This is a genomic window from Pseudomonas sp. PDM24 (assembly GCF_019218905.1).
GTDB lineage: Bacteria > Pseudomonadota > Gammaproteobacteria > Pseudomonadales > Pseudomonadaceae > Aquipseudomonas.
This window is the reverse complement of sequence record NZ_JAHUWR010000001.1, coordinates 463,598-478,545: the sequence shown is the minus strand read 5'-3', so window position 1 is coordinate 478,545 and position 14,948 is coordinate 463,598. Positions and strand designations below refer to the sequence as shown.

Sequence of the window (14,948 nt, the reverse complement as noted above, 5' to 3'; positions counted from 1 at the left end):
ATGGCCATGCCCTTTGAAATCGTAAGCGTAATGAGCAGTGGAATGATCCGCGGCCTGGGCACGGTCGTGGTGTTCGTGGCCTTTGTCGGCCTGACGCTGTGGGTGTTCAACCGCAAGCGCAATCCGGAATTCGCCGAAGCACGCCTGCTGCCGTTCGCCGATGAACCGCTACCCGAAGTCGCCACCCAAGAACCTGAAACAAGGAGTACCCGGCCATGACCACCTTCTGGAGTACGTGGATCTGCGTACTGACCATTGGCAGCCTGATCGGCCTGACCTGGCTGCTGATCGGCACCCGCAAGGGCGAAACCAAGGGCAGCGTCGACCAGACCATGGGCCACAGCTTCGACGGCATCGAGGAGTACGACAACCCGCTGCCGCAGTGGTGGTTCATGCTGTTCGCCGCAACCTTGGTGTTTGCCGTCGGTTATCTGGTGCTTTACCCGGGCCTGGGCAACTGGAAAGGCATCTTGCCCGGTTATGAAAACGGCTGGACCGGAGTCCACGAATGGGAAAAGGAGATGAACAAGGCTGACGCGAAGTTCGGGCCGATCTTCGCCAAATTTGCTGCCATGCCAGTTGAAGAAGTGGCCAAGGACCCGCAAGCGCTGAAAATGGGCGGTCGTCTGTTTGCGTCCAATTGCTCGGTGTGCCACGGCTCGGATGCCAAGGGCGCGTTCGGTTTCCCCAACCTGGCGGACAACAACTGGCGCTGGGGCGGCGATGCCGAAATGATCAAAACGACTATCATGGGCGGTCGCATGGCCGCGATGCCCGCCTGGGGAGAAATCCTCGGTGACGCCGGCGTGAAGAACGTCGCCGCCTATGTACGTCATGAACTGGCCGGCCTGCCTTTGCCTGCAGACAACAGTGCCGACCTGCATGCCGGACAGCAAGCGTTCAGCACTATGTGCGTAGCCTGTCATGGGGCAAACGGCAAGGGCACTGAAGCCATGGGGGCGCCGAACCTGACGCAACCGGCCGGATTTATCTACGGTACAAGCCTGGCGCAACTGCAACAAACAATTCGTCATGGCCGCCAGGGCCATATGCCGGCGCAGAACGAACTGCTCGGCAACGACAAGGTGCAATTGCTGGCCGCTTACGTATACAGCCTGTCTCAAGGTCTGAGCACCGAGCGTTTACAGGCTGAAGGCAAAAGCGAATAAATCTCGTCCGCGCAACGCCGCATTCACCCGGATGCGGCAGTTCCCTGCCCCTTTGCGACGCATTGTCGCACCCTCCCTTGGTCTTCCTTTCGGTTCGCCGGATTCGGGTCTAAGCTTCCCTGCGATGCGGACTGGCCAGCGCCGGTTCCAGGTCGATTCAACCCGATGTGTTCGACGAATTTGCTCGATGACAGGCCGCAAAGGCTGGTAGACACCGGCTATCGTCCCCGTTGCCCTCTGTTACCCGATCGTCGTGTTTGAACATACCCCGTTACAACTGACCTGAACCCCTCGCCTCTTTGATCCGTTGCGACATTTTGTCCGAGGGCAATTTTGTCCTTACGCAGCGCATGGAAAGGCCGCAGAATCAGCTTTTGAAAGCATTGACCTACGTCATGGCGCGTTGCAATGACCCCCCGCTTTCTACATACTTGCGGCCGATTTTTACTCCTAATAAAACACCCAAACCGTGGAACCTTAGAATGAGCACAGCAATCAGTCCGACTGCTTATAACTATAAGGTAGTCCGCCAGTTCGCCATCATGACGGTGGTCTGGGGGATCCTTGGCATGGGGCTCGGTGTCTTCATCGCCTCGCAACTGGTCTGGCCGGAGTTGAACTTCGGTCTGGCATGGACGAGCTTTGGACGCCTGCGCCCGCTGCACACCAACCTGGTGATTTTCGCCTTCGGTGGGTGCGCTCTGTTTGCCACTTCCTATTACGTCGTGCAGCGAACCTGCCAAACGCGACTGATTTCCGACAGCCTCGCGGCCTTCACCTTCTGGGGTTGGCAAGCGGTGATAGTCGGCGCGATCGTTACCTTGCCGATGGGTTTCACGACCACCAAGGAATACGCGGAACTTGAATGGCCTCTGGCTATTCTGCTGGCCATCGTCTGGGTCACCTACGGTCTGGTGTTCTTCGGCACCATCGTCAAGCGCAAGACCAAGCACATCTATGTCGGTAACTGGTTCTACGGTGCCTTCATCGTCGTGACCGCGATGCTGCACATCGTCAACCACGCGTCCCTGCCGGTCAGTTTCTTCAAGTCCTACTCGGCTTACTCGGGTGCGACTGATGCGATGATCCAGTGGTGGTACGGCCACAACGCGGTAGGTTTCTTCCTGACCACCGGCTTCCTGGGGATGATGTACTACTTCGTTCCGAAGCAGGCCGAGCGTCCGATCTACTCCTATCGTCTGTCGATCGTGCACTTCTGGGCGCTGATTACCCTGTATATCTGGGCCGGCCCGCACCACCTGCATTACACCGCACTGCCGGACTGGGCTCAGTCCCTGGGCATGGCGATGTCGATCATCCTGCTGGCACCCAGCTGGGGCGGCATGATCAACGGCATGATGACCCTGTCGGGCGCCTGGCATAAGCTGCGCACCGACCCGATCCTGCGCTTCCTCGTGGTATCGCTGGCGTTCTACGGCATGTCGACCTTCGAAGGCCCGATGATGGCCATCAAGACCGTCAACTCGCTGTCGCACTACACCGACTGGACCATCGGCCACGTACACGCCGGCGCTCTTGGCTGGGTAGCGATGATTTCGATCGGCGCGATCTACCACATGATCCCGAAACTGTTCGGTCGTACGCAGATGCACAGCATCGGCCTGATCAACACGCACTTCTGGCTCGCGACCATCGGCACCGTGCTGTACATCGCGTCGATGTGGGTCAACGGCATCACCCAAGGTCTGATGTGGCGTGCAATCAACGACGACGGCACCCTCACCTACTCGTTCGTTGAAGCGCTGCAAGCCAGCCACCCAGGTTTCATCGTTCGCGCCCTGGGCGGTGCGTTCTTTGCCAGCGGCATGCTGTTCATGGCTTACAACGTATGGCGTACCGTACGTGCCTCGAACCCGGCTGAAGCCAAAGCTGCTGAACAGATTGCTGTAGTTGGAGCTCACTGATGAAGCATGAAGCAGTCGAGAAGAATATTGGCCTGCTGGCCTTCTTCATGGTTATCGCCGTCAGCATCGGCGGCCTGACTCAAATCGTTCCGCTGTTTTTCCAGGACGTCACCAACAAGCCGGTCGAGGGCATGAAGCCGCGTACCGCCCTTGAGCTGGAAGGCCGCGACGTGTACATCGCCAACGGTTGTGTCGGCTGCCACTCGCAGATGATCCGCCCGTTCCGTGCTGAAACCGAACGTTACGGCCACTATTCGGTCGCCGGTGAAAGCGTTTGGGACCACCCGTTCCTGTGGGGTTCCAAGCGTACCGGTCCGGACCTGGCCCGTGTCGGTGGTCGTTACTCCGATGACTGGCAGCGTGCGCACTTGTACAACCCGCGCAACGTGGTGCCTGAGTCGAAAATGCCGGCCTACCCGTTCCTCGTGGAAAACAAGCTCGACGGCAAAGACACCGCCAAGAAAATGGAAGTCTTGCGCACGCTCGGCGTCCCTTACACCGACGAAGACATCGCCGGTGCCAAGGATGCTGTGAAGGGCAAAACCGAAATGGACGCGCTGGTGGCCTATCTGCAAGGCCTGGGCACCATCATCAAAAGCAAACGGTGATTTAGATGGATATCGGGATGATTCGTGGCCTGGGCACCGTTGTTGTGATGGTGGCCTTCATCGGTCTGGCGCTGTGGGTGTTCAGCCCCAAGCGCAAGTCGGAGTTTGAAGACGCGACCTTGCTGCCTTTCGCGGATGATCCCGAAGCCATCAAGCACGTCGAGCAAGCTTCTAGGAGTAACAAAGAATGACTACGTTCTGGAGTCTGTACGTCACAGTCCTCAGTCTCGGCACCATCTTCGCCCTGACCTGGCTGCTGCTGTCCACCCGCAAGGGCCAGCGCAGCGAATCCACCGATGAAACGGTCGGCCACTCCTTCGACGGGATCGAGGAGTATGACAACCCGCTGCCAAAATGGTGGTTCATGCTGTTCGTGGGCACCATCATCTTCGCCCTCGGCTACCTGGTGCTGTACCCGGGCCTGGGTAACTGGAAAGGCCTGTTGCCGGGTTATAACTACCTCGATAACGAGAAGCAGACCGCGTTCGCCAACGGCCAGACTGGCTGGACCGGCGTTCACGAATGGGAAAAGGAAATGCTCAGGTCGGACGCCAAGTTTGGCCCGATCTTCGCCAAGTTCGCTTCCATGCCAATCGAAGAAGTTGCCAAAGACCCACAAGCCCTGAAGATGGGTGGCCGCCTGTTCGCCTCCAACTGCTCGGTCTGCCACGGTTCCGACGCCAAAGGCGCCTATGGTTTTCCTAACCTGACCGACGCCGACTGGCGCTGGGGCGGTGAAGCGCAAACCATCAAGACCACCATCATGGGCGGTCGTCACGCCGTGATGCCGGCTTGGGCTGAAGTGATCGGCGAGCAAGGCGTTGCTGACGTTGCCGCGTTCGTACTGACCAACCTGGATGGCCGCAAGCTGCCTGAAGGCGCCAAGGCTGACCCGGTTGCCGGGCAGAAACTGTTCGCCGCCAACTGCGTGGCGTGCCACGGCCCGGCCGGCAAAGGTACGCCAGCCATGGGCGCCCCTGACCTGACCCACCCGGCGGCGTTTATCTACGGTTCGAGCTTCGCTCAACTGCAGCAGACCATCCGTTACGGTCGTCAGGGCCAGATGCCTGCGCAAGAACAGCTGCAAGGCAACGACAAGGTTCACCTGCTGGCCGCTTACGTCTACAGCCTCTCTCACGGTGAGAAAGCGCCGGAAGCGGACGCCCAGTAAGGCAAACGCTTGATACAATAAAAAAAGCCCCGCCAGTGATCTGGCGGGGCTTTTTTTATGGGCGATTAGCGAAAATTGATTTCACAGGAATCGTATCGATCAGCGTCCGGCTCTGCCATTGATTATCCTTCACCAGATAGATCTGCAACTGCTTGCGATCCTCGGTAAAGCTGGTGATCAGGTAGGTTTGCTGAGAGGTACTGCCGCTCAGATACATCGGCACATTTCCCAACCAATAGGAATCACCTCCGTTTTTGTGCAAATGACCGGCAAATATTGCAGTCACTTGATACTTGCTGATCATTTCGCGAAAGCGCTTTTGTTGCTCAGCGTCCCCCTTCATCTCGAACGGCTTATGCATATTGATGATGATGGCGTAGCCCTGAGCTCTAGCCAGCCTAAGATCGGTCTCAAGCCAGTCCAATGCGCTGGTGATGTCGAACGTCGTCGGGTTCAACTCGTGGGAAATTTTCGTCGTGTAAGTGGGCTCGTTATTGAGCTGCACCATGTGAACTTCACCGATATTCTTTGAATAAGCGAGGCTGCCCGAATACAGCGTATCAAGGAACCAGCCCGTAACTTTCAAATCAAAGCTATCCACCTTACCCGCATGATGCTTATTAAACTCGACTATACTGCCCGCCGCACAGTTATTACTAAAACAATCATCCACGTTATTTTCATAATCGTGATTACCCAAACCGTACAGATAATCACCCTTGAAGTGCTTCTCTAATGCCGACTTCATATACGATCGTTGCCAGCCATGGCCGAAAGCGGTTATGTCACCGTTGATCATCAGTGGCACTTGTGATTGCGCCCCCTGATTGTTTCGAAAGTCAGCAATACTTGCAAGCTGGGTTTCCACCAACCATTTGGAACGTACAGCGAAGTCCGCATCGGATTCAGGCGCCCTGATATCTGTTTTGTCTGTCCACGGATATTGCGTATCAGAGGCAAACACCATATGCCGAGGAGTACCCTGTATCGCATGAGCTAAAGTAACCGAAGACAACAAACACACTCCCAGCAAAAACCTTACAACTTTATTAGAAACCACAGCATTAAAACTCCATTTAAATTAGACATATCCAAGCGATATCAATATCGCGGAACAACAACATATTTGAAAAAATAAAAAACTTCAAAGACACAACCAGCGCCAATTAAATAAATATATTTCAACCACACAAAAAATCGAAGCCAACTTTAACTTTAGCTAACCTGGATTTATTAATATTTCATCTCGGACAACTACACACGCAGAGGTTGAAACCTTGCCGTTTCAGACGCTACGGCAGCGCAAAGGCTATGAATCGCCTAGACTCTAATCTGCAAAGCGAAAAATCGACGAAACCCACAAGTCAATTGATTCAAGTCACTACACCATCAATTGAATTTGCCCAACGCGACTAAAGGTCGCACCCTTGATCTAGAGCGACAGGCGTATCATTGCGCCACTGCAACACCTCTTTTTGACCGCGGTCGGCATGTACTGACCGAGGCATTTTTCCACTGCCGTGGGATGCAACGATGAGCAATCAGATTCCGGTACACGACGTCACTCCGCCTGCCAAGAACGCGAACAACAGCGTCGACCTCTACGCCTCTCGAGAAAAGATCTACACTCGCGCCTTCACCGGCCTGTTCCGCAATTTGCGGATGATCGGCGGGGCCGGGCTGTTTCTGCTGTATTTCGGCACGGTGTGGCTGAACTGGGGCGGTCATCAGGCCGTCTGGTGGAACCTGCCGGAGCGTAAATTCTTCATTTTTGGCGCGACCTTCTGGCCTCAGGATTTCATCCTGCTCTCGGGCATTCTGATCATCAGTGCCTTCGGCCTGTTTTTCATTACCGTGTATGCCGGTCGGGTCTGGTGTGGCTATACCTGCCCGCAAAGCGTCTGGACCTGGATCTTCATGTGGTGCGAAAAGGTCACCGAAGGCGACCGCAACCAGCGTATCAAGCTCGACAAGGCGCCGATGAGCGCCAACAAATTCCTGCGCAAGTTCGGCAAGCACACAATGTGGCTGCTGATCGGTTTCGTGACCGGCATGACCTTTGTCGGTTACTTCTCGCCGATTCGCGAACTGGTGATCGAGTTCTTCACCGGCCAGGCGGATGGCTGGTCGTATTTCTGGGTCGGCTTCTTCACCCTCGCCACTTACGGCAACGCCGGCTGGTTGCGCGAGCAGGTGTGCATCTACATGTGCCCGTACGCACGCTTCCAGAGCGTGATGTTCGACAAGGACACGCTGATCGTTTCCTACGACCCGCGCCGTGGCGAAAGCCGTGGCCCGCGCAAGAAAGGCATCGACTACAAGGCTCAGGGTCTTGGCGATTGCATCGACTGCACGATGTGCGTCCAGGTCTGCCCCACCGGTATCGACATTCGTGACGGCCTGCAAGTCGAATGCATCGGCTGCGCGGCGTGCATTGACGCCTGCGACAGCATCATGGACAAGATGGATTACCCGCGCGGCCTGATCAGCTACACCACCGAGCACAACCTGTCCGGGCAAAAAACCCATAAACTGCGCCCACGCCTGATCGGCTATGCCACGGTGCTGCTGGCGATGATCGCATTGCTGGTGACTGCATTTTTCATGCGCTCGCTGGTTGGCTTCGATGTCAGTAAAGACCGCGTGTTGTACCGCGAGAACGCCGAAGGCCGGATCGAAAACGTCTACAGCCTGAAGATCATGAACAAGGACCAGCACGACCATACCTATGTGCTCGAAGCTACCGGCCTGCCGGACCTCAAGCTGCAAGGCAAGCGCGAGATCAAAGTCGCCGCCGGGGAGATTTTCAGCCAGCCGGTGGAACTGTCCAGCGCACCGGAACAACTGCCGTCGAGCACCAACGAGGTGACATTCATCCTCAAGGATGCCGACGACGCCAACGTCCACGTTGAAGCCAAGAGCCGATTCATCGGCCCACAAACTCGTTGAGAGAAATGACCATGCCCGCTGCAACTGCCGCAAGTCCCTGGTACAAGCACCTTTGGCCGTGGATCATCATCGCCATCCTGGCTTGCTCGGTGACCTTGACCCTGTCGATGGTGACCATCGCGGTGAACAACCCGGACAACCTGGTCAACGACAACTATTACGAGGCCGGCAAGGGCATCAACCGTTCACTGGACCGTGAACTGCTGGCCCAGACCCTGCAACTGCGTGCCAGCGTGCATCTGGATGACGTGACCGGCGAAGTCGACCTGCGCCTGAGCGGCAACAGCCAGCCGAAAACCCTTGAACTGAACCTGATTTCACCCACCCAGCCGGAGAAGGATCGCAAGATCACCCTGGCCCGCAGTGAAACCGAACAGGGCCGTTACATTGGCCAGTTGAGTGACAAAATTGAAGGTCGTCGCTTCGTCGAGTTGCTGGGTGTTCAGGATGACAAGATCTGGCGCATGTTCGAAGAAGAACAGGTCAGCCATGCCAAGGATCTGTTGCTGGGCGATGAGCCGCTGCAGGGCGCGGAAGACCTGAAAAAATAAAAACCTGCGCTTCGCGCATTCGCGAGCAAGCCCGCTCCCACATTGGATTATTGGTGTACTCAAAACTCGGTGCACGACACAGAACCAATGTGGGAGCGGGCTTGCTCGCGAAGAGGCCCTACCTGACGACAGAGATTCAGCGGCACCAGTGAAAACCTCATGACCAATCCAACCCCCTGCTACCACTGCGCCCTGCCCGTCCCGGCCGGCAGCCGCTTCACCGCCGCCGTCCTCGGGGATACCCGCGAGTTCTGCTGCCCGGGTTGCCAGGCAGTGGCCGAGGCCATCGTGGCCGGTGGGCTGGAAAGCTATTACCAGCATCGCAGCGAAGCCTCGGCCAACCCCGAAGCCTTGCCGGTACAGTTGGTGGATGAGCTGGCGCTGTACGACCGCGCCGACGTGCAGCAACCCTTTGTCCGCCACGAAGGCGAACTCGCCGAAACCACCCTGTTGATGGAAGGCATCAGTTGCGCCGCCTGCGGCTGGTTGATCGAGAAACACCTGCGCGCCTTGCCGGCGGTGGCCGAAGCACGCTTGAACCTGTCCAACCACCGCCTGCATGTGCGCTGGGCCGATGCGCAATTGCCATTGAGTCAAGTGCTCAGTGAATTGCGCCACATCGGTTACGCCGCCCACCCTTATCAGGCCGACCGCGCCAGTGAACAACTGGCCAGCGAAAACCGTCTGGCGCTACGTCAACTCGGCGTTGCCGGACTGCTGTGGTTCCAGGCGATGATGGCAACCATGGCCACCTGGCCGGAATTCAACATTGACCTCAGCCCCGAGCTCCACACCATCCTGCGCTGGGTCGCGCTGTTTCTGACCACGCCGATCGTGTTCTACAGCTGCGCGCCGTTCTTCAAAGGGGCGATGCGCGACTTGCGCACCCGTCACCTGACCATGGACGTCTCGGTGTCGCTGGCGATCGGCAGTGCCTATATCGCCGGGATCTGGACCTCGATCACCGGGGTAGGCGAGCTGTATTTCGATGCAGTAGGGATGTTTGCACTGTTCCTGCTGGCCGGGCGTTATCTGGAACGTCGAGCCCGGGAACGCACCGCCGCCGCTACCGCACAGCTGGTCAATCTGTTACCCGCCTCCTGCCTGCGGCTGAGTGCCGACGGCCAGAGCGAACGGATTCTGCTCAGCGAATTGCGCGTGGGCGATCAGGTGCTGGTGCATCCCGGAGCAATTCTGCCGGCCGATGGCAAGATCCTCGACGGTCAATCGAGCATCGACGAATCCCTGCTGACCGGCGAATACCTGCCACAACCACGGACCCCGGGCGATGCTGTCACCGCCGGCACCTTGAACGTTGAAGGTGCGCTGACCGTGGAAGTCCTGGCGCTGGGACAGGACACGCGACTGTCGGCCATCGTCCGCCTGCTGGATCGCGCCCAGGCCGAAAAGCCACGACTGGCGGAAATCGCCGACCGCGCCGCGCAATGGTTTTTGCTGTTGTCGCTTATCGCGGTGGCTGCCATCGGCCTGCTGTGGTGGGAACTGGATTCTTCGCGGGCGTTCTGGATCGTCCTGGCGATGCTGGTTGCGACGTGCCCGTGCGCCTTGTCGCTGGCCACGCCAACCGCCCTCACCGCCGCCACCGGCACGCTGCACAAGCTCGGTCTTTTGTTGACGCGCGGCCATGTGCTGGAAGGCCTGAACCAGATCGACACGGTGATTTTCGACAAGACCGGCACCCTCACCGAAGGTCGCTTGGCCTTGCGTTCGATCCGGCCACTTGGAGCCTTGACCAGCGATCAATGCCTGAGCCTCGCCGCCGCCCTGGAAAACCGCTCCGAGCACCCGATTGCCCGGGCTTTTGGCCGCGCGCCGCTGGCCGCCGAAGAAGTTCACAGCACGCCGGGCCTGGGCCTTGAGGGGTTGGTCGGCGCACAACGCCTGCGCATTGGCCAACCGGGGTTTGTCTGCGAACTCAGCGGCGCTCAAACGCCTGTAATGCCCGATGAGCCCGGCCAATGGCTGTTGCTCGGCGACAGTCAGGGGCCGCTGGCCTGGTTCGTACTCGATGACCGTTTACGTGCCGACGCGCCTGCCCTGCTGGCGGCCTGCAAGGCTCGTGGCTGGCGCACACTGCTGCTGTCCGGCGACAGCTCGCCGATGGTTGCCAGCGTCGCTGCCGAGTTGGGCATCGACGAGGCCCGAGGCGGTTTGCGTCCGGACGATAAATTGCAGGTGCTGCAACAACTGCACAAGGAAGGTCGCAAGGTGTTGATGCTCGGTGACGGGGTCAATGATGTGCCGGTGCTGGCCGCCGCCGACATCAGCGTGGCGATGGGTTCGGCCACCGATCTGGCGAAAACCAGTGCCGATGCGGTGCTGTTGTCGAACCGCCTCGACGCGCTGGTGCAAGCCTTCAGCCTGGCCCGCCGCACCCGTCGGGTCATCATCGAGAATTTGCTGTGGGCAGCGCTGTACAATGGCCTCATGTTGCCGTTCGCCGCCCTCGGCTGGATCACTCCGGTATGGGCAGCGGTTGGCATGTCGATCAGTTCGTTGACCGTGGTATTGAATGCCCTGCGCCTGACTCGCCTGCCGAGCGCGCCGGCTGCCGGCACCACGCCAGAAACCCGTCCGCTGCCGGCCTGAGCCGCGCGGGCATGGAGTCCAGATGCCAGCTCTCTACGTGATGATCCCGGCCGCGCTGCTGATCGTGGCCATCGCTATCTACATCTTCTTCTGGGCAGTCGATAGCGGTCAGTACGACGATCTCGACGGCCCGGCCCACAGCATCCTGTTCGACGATCAGGACCCGAACCACAAGGCAGCGGTCGACGAGGCCGGCGGCCATCCGGCCAAACCGGACGATAAGGCGCCGCCCCATGCTTGAGTTGGCGCCACTGTTGGTGTCTGCGCTGATCCTCGGCTTGCTCGGCGGCGGGCATTGCCTGGGCATGTGCGGCGGCTTGATGGGCGCGTTGACCCTGGCGATCCCCAAAGAACAACGCAGCCGACGCTTTCGACTATTGCTGGCCTACAACCTGGGGCGCATTCTCAGCTACGCCGCGGCCGGCCTGCTGATCGGCCTGGCCGGTTGGGCCGTGGCCAATAGCCCGGCGGCGATGTTCATGCGCATTCTCGCCGGGCTGCTGCTGATCGCCATGGGCCTGTACCTGGCCGGCTGGTGGAGCGGCCTGACCCGCATCGAAAGCCTCGGCCGTGGCCTGTGGCGGCATATCCAGCCGGTGGCCAACACATTATTACCCGTGTCGAACCTGCCCCGCGCCCTGCTGCTGGGCGCGCTATGGGGCTGGCTGCCGTGCGGGCTGGTTTACAGCACATTGCTGTGGTCGGCGAGCCAGGGCAATGCGCTGGACAGTGCATTGCTGATGCTGGCATTCGGGCTGGGCACCTGGCCGGTGCTGCTCGCCACAGGGCTTGCCGCCGAGCGCGTCACGGCATTGTTGCGCAAACGCAGCGTACGCATGACCGGTGGCTTGCTGGTGATGGTGTTCGGTATCTGGACCTTGCCAGGGCCGCATCAGCATTGGCTGATGGGGCATTAGCTCGGCGGCGCGCCCTTCGCGGGCAAGCCTCGCTCCTACAGGCGTCCGCGACCCCTTGTAGGAGCGAGGCTTGCCCGCGAAGAGGCCCTCACTGACAACACAAATCCCGACCCTTGATGCAAATCAAGATGCCTTTGCGCACTTCTCCCTAGACTCGCCGACATTGCCAGCCTATCCGGGGGAATGCCCGCATGCTCGACGCCATTCGTTGGGACACAGATCTGATCCGCCGTTACGACCTGGCGGGACCGCGCTATACCTCGTACCCGACCGCCGTGCAATTCGACAGCCAGGTTGGCACCTTCGACCTGTTTCATGCCCTTCGCGACAGCCGTAAAGCCCTGCGGCCGCTATCGCTGTATGTGCACGTGCCGTTCTGCGCGAATATTTGCTACTACTGCGCCTGCAACAAAGTCATCACCAAGGACCGTGGACGCGCCCAGCCCTATTTGCAGCGCCTGGAACAGGAAATCCAGCTGATTGCCTGCCACCTCGACCCGACGCAAAAAGTCGAGCAACTGCATTTCGGCGGCGGCACACCCACTTTCCTCAGCCACGACGAACTGCGCCAGTTGATGGCTCAGCTGCGCAAGCATTTCAATCTGATGGACGACGATTCCGGCGACTACGGCATCGAAATCGACCCTCGCGAAGCTGATTGGTCGACCATGGGCCTGCTCCGGGAACTGGGTTTCAACCGGGTCAGCATTGGCGTTCAAGACCTCGATCCGGCGGTACAACGGGCGGTCAATCGCCTGCAAAGCCTGGAAGAAACCCGTGCGGTGATCGACGCTGCCCGGACCCTGCAATTTCGCTCGATCAACATCGATCTGATCTACGGCCTGCCCAAGCAGACGCCCGAGAACTTCGCCCGCACCGTCGACGAAGTCATCAGCCTGCAACCGGACCGGCTCTCGGTGTTCAACTACGCCCATCTGCCGGAACGCTTCATGCCGCAACGGCGGATCAATGGCAACGATCTACCGGCACCGGCACAGAAGCTGGAAATGCTCCAGCGCACCATCGAACAACTGACGGCTGCCGGTTACCGCTACATCGGCATGGACCATTTCGCCCTGCCTGACGATGACTTGGCGATTGCTCAGGAAGAATCGACGCTGCAACGTAACTTCCAGGGCTACACCACGCATGGTCATTGCGATTTGATCGGCTTGGGGGTATCGGCAATCAGCCAGATCGGCGATTTGTACTGCCAGAACAGCAGCGACCTGAACCAGTACCAGAACGCATTGGCGTCCGCTCAACTGGCCACCAGCCGTGGCCTGATATGCACCGCTGACGATCGCTTGCGCAGAGCCGTGATTCAGCAGTTGATTTGCCATTTCAGCCTGGAATTCCTGGAAATCGAGCGAGTCTTCAATATCGATTTTCGTGGTTATTTCGCCGAGCTTTGGCCACAGCTATTGGATATGGCCGAAGATGGGCTGATCGAGTTGGACAACGAGCGGATCACCGTACAGCCCGCAGGCCGGCTGCTGGTGCGTTCGGTGTGCATGGTTTTCGATGCGTATCTGGAACACACCAATCGTCAACGCTTTTCACGAGTGATCTAAGGCCTTGCGGTTAAATTGTCGCAGGCTGGCCCGAATGTCCTCCCGTGAGTTACCCTTACGGCTTATGTGTGTTTTCCCACAAGGATTAAAGAAATGTCCGAGCCAGTAAAGCTGCGCGCTCATAGCCAGGCCCATTGCAAGGATTGCAGCCTGGCACCTCTCTGCCTGCCACTTTCTTTGAATCTGGAAGACATGGATGCGCTGGACGAAATCGTCAAACGAGGTCGCCCGCTGAAAAAAAACGAATTCCTGTTTCGTCAGGGCGACACGTTCGATTCCGTTTATGCAGTACGCTCCGGCGCCCTCAAGACCTTCAGCCTGAGCGATGGCGGCGAAGAACAGCTCACTGGCTTCCATTTGCCGAGTGAACTGGTCGGCCTGTCGGGCATGGACACTGAAAAGCACCCCGTCTCGGCGCAAGCCCTGGAAACCACTTCGGTGTGCGAAATCCCTTTCGAACGCCTCGATGAACTGGCTCTGCAACTGCCGCAACTGCGCCGTCAGTTGATGCGGGTGATGAGCCGCGAGATTCGTGATGATCAGCAAATGATGTTGCTGCTGTCGAAGAAAACTGCCGACGAGCGCATCGCCACGTTCCTGGTCAACCTGTCGGCCCGTTTCCGCGCTCGGGGCTTCTCGGCCAACCAGTTCCGGTTGAGCATGTCGCGCAACGAAATCGGCAATTACCTGGGCCTGGCGGTGGAAACCGTGTCGCGGGTGTTCACCCGCTTCCAGCAAAACGAACTCATCGCCGCCGAGGGCAAGGAAATACATATCCTCGACCCGATCCAGCTCTGCGCCCTGGCCGGCGGCTCGCTCGACGGCTGATCCTGGCAATGGCGGCTGAGCGAAACGGTTCAGCCGCCGTTATACTGCGACGTTTGCAGCCTGCCAGGACACTTCGACGATGGTCTTCGACTCCTTCGACATCAAATCCCTGATCCGTCCCGTGATCGACTTCCCCAAGCCGGGCGTGATCTTTCGCGACATCACTCCGTTGTTCCAGTCACCCACGGCCCTGCGCCTGGTGATGGACAGCTTCGCCCATCGTTACGTCGAAGCCGACTTCACCCACATCGGCGCCATGGATGCCCGTGGCTTCCTGATCGGTTCAATCCTGGCCTATCAGTTGAACAAACCGCTGGTGCTATTCCGCAAGCAGGGCAAACTGCCGGCCGACGTGTTGGCCGAGGGTTATCAGACCGAGTACGGCGAAGCCTTTCTCGAAGTCCACGCCGACAGCCTGTGCGAGGGTGACTCGGTAGTGATGTTCGATGACCTGATCGCCACCGGCGGCACGCTGATCGCGGCGGCGAACCTGATTCGGCGCATGGGCGCGCGGGTGCATGAAGCGGCGGCGATCATTGACTTGCCGGAACTGGGTGGTTCGCAGCGTTTGGAAGACATGGGGATTCCTACGTTTTGCCTGACGCAGTTTGCGTTGAGCGATAAGTAAGGCGGCGTCTGCACTGAC

At 58.8% G+C, this 14,948-nt stretch carries 15 protein-coding genes; 14 read left to right on the top strand and 1 reads right to left on the bottom strand.

Features of this window, described 5'->3' with window-relative positions; genetic code table 11:
• Nucleotides 1–6 precede the first annotated feature (6 nt).
• The 6 genes from KW837_RS02245 to ccoP (KW837_RS02220) all read left to right on the top strand — a co-directional run bounded on the left by KW837_RS02245 (nucleotide 7) and on the right by ccoP (KW837_RS02220) (nucleotide 4,873).
• Nucleotides 7–219: a CcoQ/FixQ family Cbb3-type cytochrome c oxidase assembly chaperone gene (locus KW837_RS02245; RefSeq protein WP_305729659.1), complete on the top strand. Its 213-nt coding sequence runs from the start codon at nucleotides 7–9 to the stop codon at nucleotides 217–219.
• Complete coding sequence (gene ccoP, locus KW837_RS02240; protein WP_192342542.1) at nucleotides 216–1,169, top strand: cytochrome-c oxidase, cbb3-type subunit III; 954 nt, start codon at nucleotides 216–218, stop codon at nucleotides 1,167–1,169. Before KW837_RS02245 ends, ccoP (KW837_RS02240) begins: the two co-directional genes overlap by 4 nt.
• Nucleotides 1,170–1,651: 482 nt before the next feature.
• Entirely contained in the window at nucleotides 1,652–3,094 is a 1,443-nt protein-coding gene (ccoN, locus tag KW837_RS02235) for a cytochrome-c oxidase, cbb3-type subunit I (RefSeq protein ID WP_007905436.1), read from the top strand.
• The gene (ccoO, locus tag KW837_RS02230) at nucleotides 3,094–3,702 is read left to right on the top strand and encodes a cytochrome-c oxidase, cbb3-type subunit II (RefSeq protein WP_009042961.1); all 609 of its coding nucleotides are present in this window, start codon (nucleotides 3,094–3,096) and stop codon (nucleotides 3,700–3,702) included. Before ccoN ends, ccoO begins: the two co-directional genes overlap by 1 nt.
• A 5-nt stretch (nucleotides 3,703–3,707) precedes the next feature.
• Entirely contained in the window at nucleotides 3,708–3,893 is a 186-nt protein-coding gene (locus tag KW837_RS02225; protein WP_003175465.1) for a CcoQ/FixQ family Cbb3-type cytochrome c oxidase assembly chaperone, read from the top strand.
• Nucleotides 3,890–4,873 carry a cytochrome-c oxidase, cbb3-type subunit III gene (gene ccoP / locus KW837_RS02220; protein ID WP_192342541.1) on the top strand — a complete coding sequence of 328 codons (984 nt, stop codon included), beginning with the start codon at nucleotides 3,890–3,892 and terminating at the stop codon, nucleotides 4,871–4,873. The genes KW837_RS02225 and ccoP (KW837_RS02220) overlap by 4 nt, the downstream gene beginning before the upstream one ends.
• 55 nt (nucleotides 4,874–4,928) lie before the next feature.
• Here ccoP (KW837_RS02220) and KW837_RS02215 read toward each other — a convergent pair whose 3' ends face one another.
• The gene (locus KW837_RS02215; protein WP_218394357.1) at nucleotides 4,929–5,933 is read right to left on the bottom strand and encodes a metallophosphoesterase; all 1,005 of its coding nucleotides are present in this window, start codon (nucleotides 5,931–5,933) and stop codon (nucleotides 4,929–4,931) included.
• 473 nt (nucleotides 5,934–6,406) lie between these two features.
• Between KW837_RS02215 and ccoG the strand changes: the two genes are divergently transcribed.
• The 8 genes from ccoG to KW837_RS02175 all read left to right on the top strand — a co-directional run bounded on the left by ccoG (nucleotide 6,407) and on the right by KW837_RS02175 (nucleotide 14,930).
• Nucleotides 6,407–7,822, top strand: coding sequence for a cytochrome c oxidase accessory protein CcoG (ccoG, locus tag KW837_RS02210; RefSeq protein ID WP_218394356.1), 1,416 nt, complete (start codon nucleotides 6,407–6,409; stop codon nucleotides 7,820–7,822).
• Nucleotides 7,823–7,833: 11 nt separating this feature from the next.
• Entirely contained in the window at nucleotides 7,834–8,373 is a 540-nt protein-coding gene (locus KW837_RS02205; protein WP_123360013.1) for a FixH family protein, read from the top strand.
• Nucleotides 8,374–8,532: 159 nt separating this feature from the next.
• Nucleotides 8,533–10,983, top strand: coding sequence for a heavy metal translocating P-type ATPase (locus tag KW837_RS02200; protein ID WP_218394355.1), 2,451 nt, complete (start codon nucleotides 8,533–8,535; stop codon nucleotides 10,981–10,983).
• Between the two features lie 22 nt (nucleotides 10,984–11,005).
• Nucleotides 11,006–11,224 carry a cbb3-type cytochrome oxidase assembly protein CcoS gene (gene ccoS, locus KW837_RS02195; protein ID WP_008075166.1) on the top strand — a complete coding sequence of 73 codons (219 nt, stop codon included), beginning with the start codon at nucleotides 11,006–11,008 and terminating at the stop codon, nucleotides 11,222–11,224.
• Nucleotides 11,217–11,900 carry a sulfite exporter TauE/SafE family protein gene (locus KW837_RS02190; protein WP_007933361.1) on the top strand — a complete coding sequence of 228 codons (684 nt, stop codon included), beginning with the start codon at nucleotides 11,217–11,219 and terminating at the stop codon, nucleotides 11,898–11,900. Before ccoS ends, KW837_RS02190 begins: the two co-directional genes overlap by 8 nt.
• Before the next feature lie 191 nt (nucleotides 11,901–12,091).
• The gene (hemN, locus tag KW837_RS02185) at nucleotides 12,092–13,474 is read left to right on the top strand and encodes an oxygen-independent coproporphyrinogen III oxidase (RefSeq protein ID WP_218394354.1); all 1,383 of its coding nucleotides are present in this window, start codon (nucleotides 12,092–12,094) and stop codon (nucleotides 13,472–13,474) included.
• A 93-nt stretch (nucleotides 13,475–13,567) separates the two neighbouring features.
• Nucleotides 13,568–14,302: a fumarate/nitrate reduction transcriptional regulator Fnr gene (gene fnr, locus KW837_RS02180; RefSeq protein WP_218394353.1), complete on the top strand. Its 735-nt coding sequence runs from the start codon at nucleotides 13,568–13,570 to the stop codon at nucleotides 14,300–14,302.
• Between the two features lie 79 nt (nucleotides 14,303–14,381).
• Complete coding sequence (locus tag KW837_RS02175) at nucleotides 14,382–14,930, top strand: adenine phosphoribosyltransferase (RefSeq protein WP_008075170.1); 549 nt, start codon at nucleotides 14,382–14,384, stop codon at nucleotides 14,928–14,930.
• Nucleotides 14,931–14,948 lie beyond the last annotated feature (18 nt).

Excerpts from the sequence above, each read along its gene's own strand:
- KW837_RS02245 (WP_305729659.1), top strand. The coding sequence starts at position 7 with ATGCCCTTTGAAATCGTAAGCGTAATGAGCAGTGGAATGATCCGCGGC.
- ccoO (WP_009042961.1), top strand. The coding sequence starts at position 3,094 with ATGAAGCATGAAGCAGTCGAGAAGAATATTGGCCTGCTGGCCTTCTTC.
- ccoN (WP_007905436.1), top strand. The coding sequence starts at position 1,652 with ATGAGCACAGCAATCAGTCCGACTGCTTATAACTATAAGGTAGTCCGC.
- ccoS (WP_008075166.1), top strand. The coding sequence starts at position 11,006 with ATGCCAGCTCTCTACGTGATGATCCCGGCCGCGCTGCTGATCGTGGCC.
- KW837_RS02200 (WP_218394355.1), top strand. The coding sequence starts at position 8,533 with ATGACCAATCCAACCCCCTGCTACCACTGCGCCCTGCCCGTCCCGGCC.
- KW837_RS02225 (WP_003175465.1), top strand. The coding sequence starts at position 3,708 with ATGGATATCGGGATGATTCGTGGCCTGGGCACCGTTGTTGTGATGGTG.
- KW837_RS02175 (WP_008075170.1), top strand. The coding sequence starts at position 14,382 with ATGGTCTTCGACTCCTTCGACATCAAATCCCTGATCCGTCCCGTGATC.
- ccoP (WP_192342541.1), top strand. The coding sequence starts at position 3,890 with ATGACTACGTTCTGGAGTCTGTACGTCACAGTCCTCAGTCTCGGCACC.
- KW837_RS02190 (WP_007933361.1), top strand. The coding sequence starts at position 11,217 with ATGCTTGAGTTGGCGCCACTGTTGGTGTCTGCGCTGATCCTCGGCTTG.
- ccoG (WP_218394356.1), top strand. The coding sequence starts at position 6,407 with ATGAGCAATCAGATTCCGGTACACGACGTCACTCCGCCTGCCAAGAAC.
- hemN (WP_218394354.1), top strand. The coding sequence starts at position 12,092 with ATGCTCGACGCCATTCGTTGGGACACAGATCTGATCCGCCGTTACGAC.
- fnr (WP_218394353.1), top strand. The coding sequence starts at position 13,568 with ATGTCCGAGCCAGTAAAGCTGCGCGCTCATAGCCAGGCCCATTGCAAG.
- KW837_RS02205 (WP_123360013.1), top strand. The coding sequence starts at position 7,834 with ATGCCCGCTGCAACTGCCGCAAGTCCCTGGTACAAGCACCTTTGGCCG.
- ccoP (WP_192342542.1), top strand. The coding sequence starts at position 216 with ATGACCACCTTCTGGAGTACGTGGATCTGCGTACTGACCATTGGCAGC.